Origin of the sequence: Variovorax sp., from assembly GCF_965279555.1 — a bacterium.
GTDB lineage: Bacteria > Pseudomonadota > Gammaproteobacteria > Burkholderiales > Burkholderiaceae_C > Variovorax.
In genome coordinates this window covers 3,769,473-3,782,316 of record NZ_OZ257247.1, presented here as the reverse complement: position 1 = coordinate 3,782,316, position 12,844 = coordinate 3,769,473, and the positions used below count along the sequence as shown (strand labels likewise).

The window sequence follows — 12,844 nt, the reverse complement described above, 5'->3', positions numbered from 1 at the left end:
TGTCCGGCCCCCGATTTTCTGGACCGGGCGCCGTGTTTTTCATGACCTATTCGCTCAATACGCTTCAATCTTCCTCTGCCGCCGATGGGCAACCCGTGCGCACGCGCGCCATGCGCTTCGCCCACGAAATCACGCTGATTGCAGGATTCGCAGCGCTGTTGTTCTGGCTGCTTTCAATGCTGAGCTTCACGCTTTCCGATGCCGCCTGGTCGACATCGGGCACCGGGGGCGAAATCAAGAACTGGGGCGGCCGTTTCGGCGCCTGGCTGGCCGATGGCAGCTACTTTGCCGCGGGCTATTCCGTGTGGTGGTGCCTTGCAGCCGGGCTGCGCGCCTGGCTGTCGTCGCTGGCCAGCTGGCTGCGCGGCGGCGAACCGACCTCGGCGGCCGAGCAGGCTCCGCGCGGCCGCTTCAACCGCAGCCGCCTTGCCTTCTGGTTCGGTCTCGCGCTGCTGCTGTGCGCGAGTGCGATGCTCGAATGGTCGCGCCTGTACCGTCTCGAAGGCCACCTGCCGGGCGGCGCCGGCGGCGGCGCGATCGGTGCCCTGGTGGGCCCGGCCAGCGTGCGCTGGCTTGGCTTCACAGGCTCGGCGCTGGTGGCCATTGCCGGCGGCGTGATCGGTTCGGCACTGGTGTTCCGCTTCTCGTGGAGCCTGATCGCCGAGCGCATCGGTGCACGTGCCTACTCGCTCTTCGAGTCGCGCCGCGAGAAGCGCGAAATGGCCGCCGACATTGCCATGGGCAAGCAGGCCGCTCGCGAGCGCGCCGAGGCCGACGAGCCCGCGTTCACGCGCGGCGGCGACACGGCGGACAGGGGCGGCGAGCCGTCCATGCCCTCCGCGTCGGCCGCCTTCGCCGACGACGAGGACGAAATCCGCATCGAGCCGCGACCCAAGCGCCGCGTTCCGTCGCCGCCCGTGCAGATCGAGCCCGCGATGACCGAGGTGCCCAGGAGCGATCGCGTCGTCAAGGAGCGCCAGAAGCCGCTCTTCAAGGAACTGCCCGACAGCAAGCTGCCGCAGGTCGACCTGCTCGACGCCGCGCAGGCGCGCCAGGAAACCGTCTCTTCCGACACGCTCGAGATGACCTCGCGCATGATCGAGAAGAAGCTCAAGGACTTCGGCGTCGAGGTGCGCGTGGTGCTCGCTTCGCCGGGCCCCGTCATCACGCGCTATGAAATCGAGCCTGCCACCGGCGTCAAGGGCTCGCAGATCGTCAACCTCGCCAAGGACCTCGCGCGTTCGCTCTCGCTGGTGTCGATCCGCGTGGTCGAGACCATCCCTGGCAAGAACTACATGGCGCTCGAACTGCCGAACGCCAAGCGGCAGTCGATCAAGCTCAGTGAAATCCTGGGCTCGCAGATCTACAACGAAGGCAAGTCGATGCTCACCATGGGCCTCGGCAAGGACATCATCGGCAACCCCGTGGTGGCCGACCTCGCGAAGATGCCGCACGTGCTGGTGGCCGGTACCACCGGCTCGGGCAAGTCGGTGGGTATCAACGCGATGATCCTTTCGCTGCTCTACAAGGCAGAGGCACGCGACGTCCGTCTGCTGATGATCGACCCGAAGATGCTCGAAATGTCGGTCTACGAAGGCATCCCGCACCTGCTGGCGCCCGTGGTCACCGACATGCGCCAGGCGGCCCACGGCCTGAACTGGTGCGTGGCCGAGATGGAGCGCCGCTACAAGCTCATGAGCAAGCTCGGCGTGCGCAACCTGGCGGGCTACAACACCAAGATCGACGAAGCCAAGGCGCGGGAGGAGTTCATCTACAACCCCTTCAGCCTGACGCCCGACGATCCGGAACCGCTCAAGCGCGAACCGCACATCGTCGTGGTGATCGACGAGCTGGCCGACCTGATGATGGTGGTCGGCAAGAAGATCGAAGAGCTGATCGCCCGCCTCGCGCAGAAGGCGCGCGCCGCCGGCATCCACCTGATTCTTGCCACGCAGCGCCCCAGCGTCGACGTGATCACCGGCCTGATCAAGGCCAACATCCCGACCCGCATCGCGTTCCAGGTGTCGAGCAAGATCGACAGCCGCACCATCCTCGACCAGATGGGCGCCGAAGCACTGCTCGGCATGGGCGACATGCTCTACATGCCCAGCGGCACCGGCCTGCCGATCCGCGTTCACGGCGCCTTCGTGAGCGATGAGGAAGTGCACCGCGTGGTGGCTTACCTCAAGAGCCAGGGCGAGCCCGACTACATCGAGGGCGTGCTCGAAGGCGGCACGGTCGATGGCGACGGTGACGGCGACATGCTCGGCGGCGGCGATGCCGAGAAGGACCCGATGTACGACCAGGCGGTCGAGGTCGTGCTCAAGAACCGCAAGGCCAGCATTTCGCTGGTGCAGCGCCACCTGAAGATCGGCTACAACCGCGCGGCCCGCCTGGTCGAGGACATGGAAAAGGCCGGACTCGTCAGCGCCATGAGCGGCAGCGGGCAGCGCGAAATCCTGGTGCCGGCGCGCGCGGCGGAGTAATTCGCGGGGACGAACCGGTATTTCAGGTTACGGGCTGAAAGGAAATTTGCAAAAAGCCATCCGGCATTGCAAATCTTCATCAAGGCCTACACCTGCCGCAATTCGTGGCGGGTAGGGTCGAAGTTCAGTGTCACGTCCCGTGCCACAGCCCGAAAAGCTATTGCGAGGAATTCAAATTGAAATTGCGTCATTGGCTATTGATCGGCCTCGTGTGTTCCGCCAACGCGTGGGCGGGCGGGCTCGAAAGCCTCGAAACCTTCGTCAAGACGGTCAAGTCCGGCCGTGCCGATTTCACCCAGACCGTGACCGCGCCGTCGCGTGAAGGCCAGCCGGGCCGCACCAAGACATCGACCGGCACCTTCGAATTCCAGCGCCCCGGCAAATTCAAGTTCGACTACCAGAAGCCCTTTGCGCAGAGCATCGTGGCCGACGGCAAGACGCTGTGGCTATACGACGCCGACCTGAACCAGGTCACGCAGCGCGCACAGGCTCAGGCATTGGGCTCCACGCCCGCTGCGCTGATTGCCGCCGCGCCAGACCTGAAGGCGCTGCAGGCCGATTTCTCGCTCGAGGCCACGCCCGACCGTGACGGCCTGCAATGGGTCAAGGCCACGCCGAAGAACAAGGACGGCCAGTTGCAGAGTGTGCAGGTGGGCTTCCAGGGAGACGCGCTCGCGGCGCTGGAGATTCTCGACAGCTTCGGCCAGCGTTCGGTGCTCAAGTTCAGCAAGGTCGAAGTGAATCCGTCGTTGCCGGCCGGCGTGTTCGACTTCAAGGCTCCTGCTGGCGCCGACGTCGTCAAGCAGTAGGCCGGGACGCACCACAGGTTTGGCCACGAGCGCGCATCAACCCCTCGCCGAGCGCCTGCGTCCGCGCACGCTTGGCGAAGTGATCGGCCAGCAGCATCTGCTGGGGCCGGGCATGTCGCTGCGTATCGCGTTCGAGTCGGGCCAGCCGCATTCGTGCATCCTCTGGGGGCCGCCCGGCACCGGCAAGACCACCATCGCGCGGCTCATGGCCGATGCCTTCGACGCGCAGTTCCTCAGCATCAGCGCGGTGCTCGGCGGCGTGAAGGACATCCGCGAAGCCGTGGACCTCGCCACCGCGGCCCGCGACGGGCTCACGCAGCAACGCACCATCGTCTTCGTCGACGAAGTGCACCGCTTCAACAAGAGCCAGCAGGACGCGTTTCTGCCGCATGTGGAGTCGGGCCTTTTCACTTTCATTGGCGCGACCACCGAGAACCCGTCGTTCGAGGTCAACTCCGCTCTGCTCTCGCGTGCCGCCGTGTACGTGCTGCAGTCGCTCAACGAAGACGACCTCAAGCAGATCGTGACGCGCGCGCAGGACATCCAGGCCGTGCCCGCCATCGATGCCACGGCGGTCGACCGCCTCGTGGCCTATGCCGACGGCGATGCACGCCGGCTGCTCAACACGCTCGAAACACTGGCTGTCGCGGCGCGCGCCGAGAAGCTCTCGAACATCTCCGACGAATGGCTGCTGCGTGTGCTGGGCGAGCGCATGCGGCGCTACGACAAAGGCGGCGAGCAGTTCTACGACACCATCAGCGCGCTGCACAAATCGGTGCGCGGCAGCGACCCCGACGCTGCGCTCTATTGGTTCGTGCGCATGCTGGACGGCGGCGCCGACCCGCGCTACATGGCTCGCCGGCTGGTGCGCATGGCGAGCGAAGACATCGGCCTGGCCGATCCGCGCGCGCTGCGCCTCGCGCTCGACGCAGCAGAGGTCTACGAACGACTGGGTACCCCCGAAGGCGAACTGGCGCTTGCCGAGTGCGTGGTCTACCTCGCGATCGCGCCCAAGTCGAACGCGGTCTACAAGGCCTACAACGCAGTGCGCGCGCTCGTGAAGAAGGACAGCACGCGCCCGGTGCCCATGCACCTGCGCAATGCACCCACCAAGCTCATGAAAGAGCTCGACTACGGCAAGGGTTACCGCTATGCGCACGACGAGGAGGGCGGTTTCGCCGCCGGCGAGCGCTACCTTCCCGACGGCCTGGAAGGCCAGGTTTTCTACGAGCCGGTCGATCGCGGACTCGAGATCCGCATCGGCGAAAAGCTCCGGGAACTGCGTCGCCTGAACGCTGAAGGCAACGACTGATACGGTCTTGCAACATGCGCGCAAGCCGTGCATGAACTCACGCACATACAGCATGAGGTGAGCGGGTAAACCCCGGTCAACACGCACCAAATCAGCGCTGGCGCGTGACTACAATCCCGCCCACAAATCCGCCGGCGACACATGTTGGCTGGTTTTTTGCTTATCAAGCTGGGGGCGCCAAACCGGTGCCCCGGTGGGTGAATGGCACCCCGCAACGGTGCAACACATAGGGAACGAGATATGGACATTTTGCTGCAGCAGATCATCAACGGTCTGGTTCTCGGCAGCATGTATGCCTTGATAGCCTTGGGCTACACCATGGTGTACGGCATCATCAATCTGATCAACTTTGCGCACGGAGAAGTATTGATGGTGGGGGCTCTTACGAGCTGGACCATCATCGGCCTCATGAAGGACGGCATGCCCAACACACCGGGCTGGCTGGTTCTGCTCATTGCCCTGATCATTGCCTGCATCGTCGCGGCAACCCTCAATTTCGTGATCGAGAAAGTGGCCTACCGGCCCCTGCGCAACAGCCCCAAGCTCGCGCCGCTGATCACCGCCATCGGCATGTCGATCCTGCTGCAGACGCTGGCGATGATCATCTGGAAGCCGACCAACAAGGCTTATCCCAACCTGCTGCCGACCGACCCCATCCACGTGGGCGGCGCGGTGATCTCGCCCACGCAGGTGATGATCCTCAGCGTCACGGCGTTCTCGCTCGTGGTGCTCATGTGGCTGGTCAACTACACCAAGCTCGGCCGCGCGATGCGCGCCACCGCGGAGAACCCGCGGGTGGCCGCCCTCATGGGCATCCGCCCCGACATGGTCATCTCGGCCACCTTCATCATCGGTGCCGTGCTTGCGGCCATCGCCGGCGTGATGTACGCGTCGAACTACGGCATCGCGCAGCACGCGATGGGTTTCCTGCCCGGCCTGAAGGCCTTCACCGCCGCGGTGTTCGGCGGCATCGGCAACCTCGCGGGCGCGGTGGTCGGGGGCATCCTGCTGGGGCTCATCGAGGCCATCGGCTCGGGCTACATCGGCACCATCACCGGTGGCGTGCTGGGCAGCAACTACAGCGACATCTTCGCGTTCATCGTGCTGATCGTCATGCTCACCCTGCGTCCGTCGGGCCTGCTCGGCGAACGCGTGGCGGACCGTGCGTAAGGAGCGAGACATGAAGAACAGCAAGAACCTCGCGCTCTACATCATCGGCGCCATCGCCGTGCTCGCCCTGCCGCTGCTGCTGCAGATGCAGGGCAACGCATGGGTGCGCATCGCCGACATCGCTCTGCTCTATGTGCTGCTGGCACTGGGCCTGAACATCGTGGTCGGCTACGCCGGCCTGCTCGACCTGGGCTACGTGGCCTTCTTCGCGGTGGGTGCCTATCTCTTCGCGCTCATGGGCTCGTCGCACCTGACCGAGACCTTCCCGTGGTTCGCGCAGATGTTCCCGAACGGCATGCACACCTCGCTGCTGATCGTGATACCGCTGGCGCTGGTGGTGGCGGGCTGCCTGGGCGTGCTGCTGGGTGCGCCTACGCTCAAGCTGCGCGGCGACTACCTCGCCATCGTCACGCTGGGCTTCGGCGAAATCATCCGCGTGTTCCTGAACAACCTGGACCAGCCCGTCAACATCACCAACGGGCCCAAGGGCATCACGGCCATCGACTCCATCAAGTTCTGGGGCCTCGACCTCGGCAAGGCATGGAAGTTCGACGGCTTCACGATCTCCTCGGTGTCGCTGTACTACTACCTGTTCCTGGCGCTCGTGGTCGCGACCGTGATCATCTCGCACCGCCTGCAGACCTCGCGCATCGGCCGCGCCTGGATGGCCATCCGCGAAGACGAGATCGCCGCCAAGGCCATGGGCATCAACACCCGCAACATGAAGCTGCTGGCCTTCGGCATGGGCGCGAGCTTCGGCGGCGTGTCGGGCGCGATGTTCGCGGCCTTCCAGGGCTTCGTGTCGCCCGAGTCCTTCAGCCTGATGGAGTCGGTGATGATCGTGGCCATGGTGGTGCTCGGCGGCATCGGGCACCTGCCCGGCGTGATCCTGGGCGCCGTGCTGCTGGCAGCGCTGCCCGAGGTGCTGCGCTACGTGGCCGGTCCGCTGCAGGCGGCCACCGACGGGCGCCTCGATGCGTCCATCCTGCGCCAGCTGTTCATCGCGCTGGCCATGATCATCATCATGCTGGTGCGCCCGCGCGGCCTGTGGCCGTCGCCGGAGCATGGCAAGTCCCTGACGAAGAAGGGCGGCGTGCCCGTCGACCCGACCCATGCCGCGGTGGCCCCGGGCTCGCTGCAGACCCATGCACCGGGCATCGATACGCCCGCCGACGAGCTGCCGGGTGCGGCCTCGCGTCCCATGTCGATCAATCCGTGAACGCCGAAGGAGAAATCAACATGACGACGACAACGGACACCATCCTCGACGTGCGCGGCATCTCCAAGCGCTTCGGCGGCTTGCAGGCGCTCTCGGACGTGGGCATCACCATCAAGCGCGGCCAGGTCTACGGACTGATCGGCCCCAACGGCGCGGGCAAGACCACGTTCTTCAACGTGATCACCGGCCTGTACACGCCCGACAGCGGCACCTTCGAGCTGGCCGGCAAGCCCTACCAGCCGACGGCCGTGCATGAAGTGGCCAAGGCCGGCATTGCGCGCACCTTCCAGAACATCCGCCTCTTCGCCGAGATGACGGCGCTGGAAAACGTGATGGTCGGGCGCCATATCCGCACCAACTCCGGCGTGTTCGGCGCCATGCTGCGCACCGGCAGCTTCAAGGCCGAGGAAGCCGCCATCGCCAAGCGCGCGCACGAGCTGCTCGACTACGTTGGCATCGGCAAGTTCGCCGACTACAAGGCGCGCACGCTGAGCTACGGCGACCAGCGTCGCCTGGAAATCGCGCGCGCCCTGGCCACCGATCCGCAGCTCATCGCGCTGGACGAGCCTGCCGCGGGCATGAACTCCACCGAGAAGGTGGCATTGCGCGAGCTGATCGACCGCATCCGCCGCGACAACCGCACCATCCTGATCATCGAACACGACGTCAAGCTCATCATGGGCCTGTGCGACCGCGTCACCGTGCTGGACTACGGCAAGCAGATTGCCGAGGGAACGCCGATGGACGTGCAGAAGAACGAGAAGGTGATCGAGGCCTACCTCGGCACCGGAGGCCACTGAAATGACGACAGCAACGATGACGAGCGAACAAGACACCATGGCCAGCGCCGCGCAGGCCAAGGCGGCCGGCAAGACGCTGCTGAAGGTCAGCGGCCTGAAGGTGGGCTACGGCGGCATCCAGGCCGTCAAGGGCGTGGACTTCGAGGTGCGCGAGGGCGAGCTGGTCTCGCTGATCGGCTCCAACGGCGCCGGCAAGACCACCACCATGAAGGCGATCACCGGCACGCTGCCGGCCGGGGCCGGCAACATCGAGTTCCTGGGCCGCAGCATCAAGGGCCGCGGCGCCTGGGACCTGGTGGCCGAGGGCCTGGTGATGGTGCCGGAAGGCCGCGGCGTGTTCACGCGCATGACCATCACCGAGAACCTGCAGATCGGCGCCTACATCCGCAAGGACAAGGCCGAGATCGTGAGCGACATGGAGCGCGTTTTCGTCACCTTCCCGCGCCTGCGGGAGCGCAAGGACCAGCTGGCCGGCACCATGTCGGGCGGCGAGCAGCAGATGCTGGCCATGGGCCGCGCGCTGATGGCGCGCCCCAAGGTGCTGCTGCTGGACGAACCCACCATGGGCCTGTCGCCGATCATGTGCGACAAGATCTTCGAGGTGGTGCAGACCGTGGCCTCGCAGGGCGTGACCATCCTGCTGGTGGAGCAGAACGCCAACCGCGCGCTGCAGCTGGCCGACCGCGGCTACGTGATGGAGTCGGGCCTGATCACCATGAGCGGCGAGGCCAAGGCCCTGCTGAGCGACCCGCGCGTGCGGGCCGCGTACCTGGGCGAATAGACAAAGGCCCCCGAGAGGGGGCGGCTTCAGTCGACCTTGGCGCCAGTCGCCTTGACGACGGCTTCGTACTTCGCCAGTTCGCTCTTCATGAACGCACCGAACTGCTCCGGCGAACTGGCCACCGGCTCGGCCAGCAGCCCGGCGAAGCGCGTCTTCGTTTCCGGCGCATTGAGCGCGGCCACGAACGCCTGATTCAGCTTCACGACCACGTCGTGCGGCGTGCCCGCCGGTGCCACCAGGCCCCACCAGGTGTCGATGGAAAAGCCCTTGAGCGTTTCGGCGATGGGCGGCACTTCGGGCAGCGAACTGCTGCGCTGCAGCGTCGTCACTGCAATCGCCTTCAGCTTGCCCGAGCGGATGTTCGGCGCGGCGGTGGCGAGGTTGTCGAAATTGAAGTCGACCTGGCCCGAGATCAGCGCCAGCTGCGCCGGGCTGCCGCCGTTGTACGGAATGTGCACCGCGAAGATGCCGGCTTCCTTCTTGAACAGCTCGCCAGCCAGGTGCCCCGCGCTGCCGTTGCCGCCGCTGCCGTAGTTGAGCTTGGCGGGGTTGGCCTTGGCGTAGCGGATGAGGTCGGCCACGCTGTTGATGTTCAGGCGCTTCGCGGTGTCGGCGTTCATCACCAGCACGTTGGGCACGCGGACCATCTGCGTGATCGGCGCGAAGTCGGTCGCGGCGTTGAACGGGATCTTGTTGTAGAGCCACGGATTCACCGCGTTCGTGGCGGTGGCCGCGATGCCGATGGTCAGGCCGTCCGGCGGTGCCTTCGCCACGATGTCGGCGCCGATGTTGCCGCCCGCACCGGGCTTGTTGTCGATGATGACCGGGCCCAGCGTGTCCTTGACGCGCTCGGCCAGGATGCGCGCGGTGTTGTCGATCGGGCCGCCGGCCGCGTAGGGCACGACGAGGCGGATGGGGCGCTGCTGTTGCTGTGCCATGGCGGTGCCGGTGCCCAGCAGGGCGGTGGCGCTGGCGAGCAGGGTGAGAAGGAAATGTCTCGTCTTCATTTTTTGTAGTCTTCAGGGAACGGCCTTGTCGGCCTCGGTGGTGAACGCGTCTGCAAAGAACTCTTCTTCGGGCAGCCCGGCCTGCGCCACGTAGTCGCGCTTGGCCGAATCGACCACGATGGGCGCGCCGCAGGCATAGACCTGGTGGCCCGACAGGTCGGCGAAGTCTTCCAGCACGGCCTGGTGGACGAAGCCGGTGCGGCCGGTCCAGTTGTCCTGCGGCGTCGCGTTGGAGATGACGGGCACGTAGCGCAGCTGGGGCATGTTGGGCATCTGCTCGCGCACCCAGGCGTCCATGTACAGGTCTTCGGGGCGGCGGCCGCCCCAGTAGAGCGACACGGGCCGCGTGATGCCCTTGAACTGCATGTGCTCCAGCAGCGCCTTGATGGGCGCAAAGCCGGTGCCCGAGGCCAGCAGGATCATCGGCTTGTCGGAGTCCTCGCGCAGGAAGAAGCTGCCGAAGGGGCCTTCGATGCGCAGGATTTCCTTTTCCTTCATCGTGCCGAACACGTGGTCGGTAAATTTGCCGCCCGGCAGGTGCCGCAGGTGCAGCTCGATGCCCGTGCCCGGCACGCCGACGGTGTGCGGCGCATTGGCCATCGAATAGCTGCGGCGGGCGCCGTCTCGCAAGATGAATTCCACGTACTGGCCCGCGTAGAACTGCAGCGGCTCGCCGGCCGGCAGTTGCAGGCGCAGCAGCATCACGTCGTGCGACTGGCGCGTGAGCGCCATCACCCGCACTGGCATCTTGCGGATCGGCAGCGCGCCGGCTTCCGTGACCTGGCGCGACTCGAGCACCACGTCGCTGGTGGCGTGGGCGCAGCAGGTCAGCACGAAGCCGGCCAGTTGTTCTTCGGCGCTCAGGGCCTTGCTCTGGTGGGGGCCGAGCGTGACCTCGCCCGACAGCTTCTTGCACTTGCAGGAGCCGCAGGCGCCGTCCTTGCAGCCATAGGGCAGGCCGATGCCTTGCCGGATGCCGGCCGCGAGGATGGTTTCGTCGCCCTGCGCCACGAAATGGCGCCCGCTGGGCTCGACGGTGATGGAAAAGCCCGCCTCATGCGGCGCTGTAGCAGTCATCGGTATTCTTCGGGGGGTAATCTCCTGGACGCTGCGAACAGCGCGGGAGCAACTGAATTGGGACAGGAACAGGATTTTGCCTTCAATCAATAGCCCCTCCGGCGCTCTGCCGGCGCGCTTCCGGCGCGAGCGCCTTCTCATCGTGGGCTGCGGCGACGTCGGCCAGCGCGTCGCGCGCGATCTTTCGGGCCGCATGCAACTGGTGGCGCTCACTTCCTCCAAGGACCGGGTGACCGCCCTGCGGGCAGCCGGCGTGCGCCCGCTGGTGGGCAACCTGGACGACGCGGCCACCCTGCGCAGGCTGGCGGGCATCGCGACCCGGGTGCTGCACCTGGCGCCGCCGGCCCGCGACGGTGGCGCTGCCTGGTGGCGTGACCAGCGCACTACCGCGCTGGCGCGCGCGCTGCGGCTGCGCTCGGTGCCTTCGACCTTCGTCTACGGCTCGACCAGCGGCGTCTATGGTGACTGCGAAGGCGCCCGCGTGTCCGAAACGCGCGGCGTGCGGCCGGACACGCCCCGCTCGCACCGCCGCGTGGACGCCGAACGTGCCGTGCGCTGGCTGGGCCGCAGTGCCGGCATCCGGGCCAGTATCCTGCGGATTCCCGGCATCTACGCGCCGGACCGCGAAAACGGCACGCCACGCGGGCGCCTGCAGCGCGGCACCCCCGTGCTGCGGCATGAGGACGACGTCTACACCAACCACATCCACGCCGACGACCTGGCGCGAGCCTGCGAGGCCGCACTGTTCCGCGGCAAGCCGCAGCGCGTCGTGCACGCATCGGACGACACCGAACTGAAGATGGGCGACTACATGGACCTGGCTGCCGACCTGTACGGCATGCCCCGCCCGCCGCGCGTGGCCCGCGGCGAGGCCGAGCGGCAGCTGCCGCTGCAGTTGCTGAGCTTCATGGGGGAATCGCGACGGCTGGACAACACGCGGCTCAAGCGCGAGCTGCGGGTGCGGCTGGTGCATCCGACAGTGCATACAGGCCTGATGGAGGCCAACGAGCAGTCGTAGTTGGGGGAGGCCAATTCCAGGAACACCGAGGAACCGGCTTTGCCGGGCCTCTGGTGTTGCCCCCGGCAGGGGGAAGGCGAAGCGGACACGAAGTGCCGCGCAGCCTGGGGGCGAGCCAAAGTTTGGTGCCCGGGGCCGGAATCGAACCGGCACACCTTTCGGTGGGGGATTTTGAGTCCCCTGCGTCTACCAATTTCACCACCCGGGCAGGGTTCTGAACGAAGCCCAAAATTATGGCACAGTGGCTGCCATGAATTATCCGACGATCGAAGATGCCATCGGCAAGACCCCCCTGGTCGCCCTGCAACGCATCCATGCCGCAGAAAACGCCAAGCGTGGCAACGTGATTCTCGGCAAGCTGGAAGGCAACAATCCAGCAGGCTCGGTGAAAGACCGGCCGGCCCTCTCGATGATCAAGCGCGCCGAGGAGCGCGGTGAAATCAAGCCCGGCGACACGCTGATCGAAGCCACCTCCGGCAACACGGGCATTGCCCTGGCCATGGCCGCGGCAATCAAGGGCTACCGCATGGTGCTGATCATGCCGGAGGACCTCTCCGTCGAGCGTGCCCAGACCATGAAGGCTTTCGGCGCCGAACTGGTGCTCACGCCCAAGAGCGGCGGCATGGAATACGCGCGCGATCTCGCCGAGCAGATGGTCGCGCAGGGCAAGGGCCTGGTGCTCGACCAGTTCGCTAATCCGGACAACCCGCGCATCCACTACGAGACCACGGGCCCCGAGATCTGGGCCGACACCAAGGGCAAGGTCACCCATTTCGTGAGCGCGATGGGCACCACCGGCACCATTACCGGCGTCTCGCGCTTCCTGAAAGAGAAGAACCCCGCCATCCGCATCATCGGCGCGCAACCGGCCGAAGGCTCGCGCATTCCGGGCATCCGCAAATGGCCGGCCGAATACATGCCGAAGATCTTCGACCCGAGCCGGGTCGACCAGGAAATCAGCGTGAGCCAGGACGACGCGGAAGAAATGTGCCGTCGCCTTGCGCGCGAAGAGGGCATCTTCGGCGGCATCTCGGCCGCCGGTGCGCTCTGGGCTGCGCTCGAGGTGTCCAAGACGGTCGAGAACGCGATCATCGTGTTCGTGGTCTGCGACCGCGGCGACCGCTACCTCTCCACCGGCGTGTTCCCGGCCTGATCGTCTTCAGCC

General features: G+C 66.2%; 11 protein-coding genes and 1 tRNA gene. 9 read left to right on the top strand and 3 right to left on the bottom strand.

From position 1 onward, the window contains the following. Positions 1-41: 41 nt before the first annotated feature. From ACQY8B_RS17895 to ACQY8B_RS17865, 7 genes are all read left to right on the top strand, one after another. On the top strand, positions 42-2,486 hold the full coding sequence (locus ACQY8B_RS17895; protein ID WP_422089067.1) for a DNA translocase FtsK: 2,445 nt from the start codon (positions 42-44) through the stop codon (positions 2,484-2,486). Between the two features lie 176 nt (positions 2,487-2,662). Next, the gene (gene lolA / locus ACQY8B_RS17890; RefSeq protein ID WP_422087936.1) at positions 2,663-3,295 is read left to right on the top strand and encodes an outer membrane lipoprotein chaperone LolA; all 633 of its coding nucleotides are present in this window, start codon (positions 2,663-2,665) and stop codon (positions 3,293-3,295) included. A 19-nt stretch (positions 3,296-3,314) separates the two neighbouring features. Then, positions 3,315-4,607 (top strand): replication-associated recombination protein A, encoded by a 1,293-nt coding sequence (locus ACQY8B_RS17885; protein ID WP_422087935.1) that lies wholly within the window; start codon positions 3,315-3,317, stop codon positions 4,605-4,607. A gap of 240 nt (positions 4,608-4,847) precedes the next feature. Continuing rightward, positions 4,848-5,777 (top strand): branched-chain amino acid ABC transporter permease, encoded by a 930-nt coding sequence (locus tag ACQY8B_RS17880; RefSeq protein WP_081265749.1) that lies wholly within the window; start codon positions 4,848-4,850, stop codon positions 5,775-5,777. A gap of 10 nt (positions 5,778-5,787) precedes the next feature. After that, positions 5,788-6,996 (top strand): branched-chain amino acid ABC transporter permease, encoded by a 1,209-nt coding sequence (locus ACQY8B_RS17875; RefSeq protein ID WP_422087934.1) that lies wholly within the window; start codon positions 5,788-5,790, stop codon positions 6,994-6,996. A gap of 20 nt (positions 6,997-7,016) precedes the next feature. Continuing rightward, the gene (locus tag ACQY8B_RS17870; RefSeq protein WP_422087933.1) at positions 7,017-7,796 is read left to right on the top strand and encodes an ABC transporter ATP-binding protein; all 780 of its coding nucleotides are present in this window, start codon (positions 7,017-7,019) and stop codon (positions 7,794-7,796) included. Between the two features lie 16 nt (positions 7,797-7,812). Continuing rightward, positions 7,813-8,577 carry an ABC transporter ATP-binding protein gene (locus ACQY8B_RS17865; RefSeq protein WP_422089066.1) on the top strand — a complete coding sequence of 255 codons (765 nt, stop codon included), beginning with the start codon at positions 7,813-7,815 and terminating at the stop codon, positions 8,575-8,577. 26 nt (positions 8,578-8,603) lie between these two features. On the opposite strand, the gene ACQY8B_RS17860 is transcribed toward ACQY8B_RS17865, so the two are convergent. Together ACQY8B_RS17860 and ACQY8B_RS17855 are read right to left on the bottom strand one after the other, a co-directional pair. Beyond that, a complete protein-coding gene (locus tag ACQY8B_RS17860; protein WP_422087932.1) occupies positions 8,604-9,584 on the bottom strand; it encodes a Bug family tripartite tricarboxylate transporter substrate binding protein in 981 nt (326 codons plus the stop codon). 12 nt (positions 9,585-9,596) lie between these two features. After that, positions 9,597-10,661 (bottom strand): CDP-6-deoxy-delta-3,4-glucoseen reductase, encoded by a 1,065-nt coding sequence (locus tag ACQY8B_RS17855; protein WP_422087931.1) that lies wholly within the window; start codon positions 10,659-10,661, stop codon positions 9,597-9,599. Between the two features lie 76 nt (positions 10,662-10,737). Between ACQY8B_RS17855 and ACQY8B_RS17850 the strand changes: the two genes are divergently transcribed. Beyond that, on the top strand, positions 10,738-11,679 hold the full coding sequence (locus ACQY8B_RS17850) for an SDR family oxidoreductase (RefSeq protein WP_422087930.1): 942 nt from the start codon (positions 10,738-10,740) through the stop codon (positions 11,677-11,679). Positions 11,680-11,802: 123 nt separating this feature from the next. Here the strand turns inward: ACQY8B_RS17850 and ACQY8B_RS17845 are convergent. Next, positions 11,803-11,887, bottom strand: a tRNA-Leu gene (locus ACQY8B_RS17845). 42 nt (positions 11,888-11,929) lie between these two features. Here ACQY8B_RS17845 and cysM point away from each other — a divergent pair. Continuing rightward, positions 11,930-12,832, top strand: coding sequence for a cysteine synthase CysM (cysM, locus tag ACQY8B_RS17840; RefSeq protein WP_422087929.1), 903 nt, complete (start codon positions 11,930-11,932; stop codon positions 12,830-12,832). The last annotated feature ends 12 nt before the right edge of the window (positions 12,833-12,844 follow it).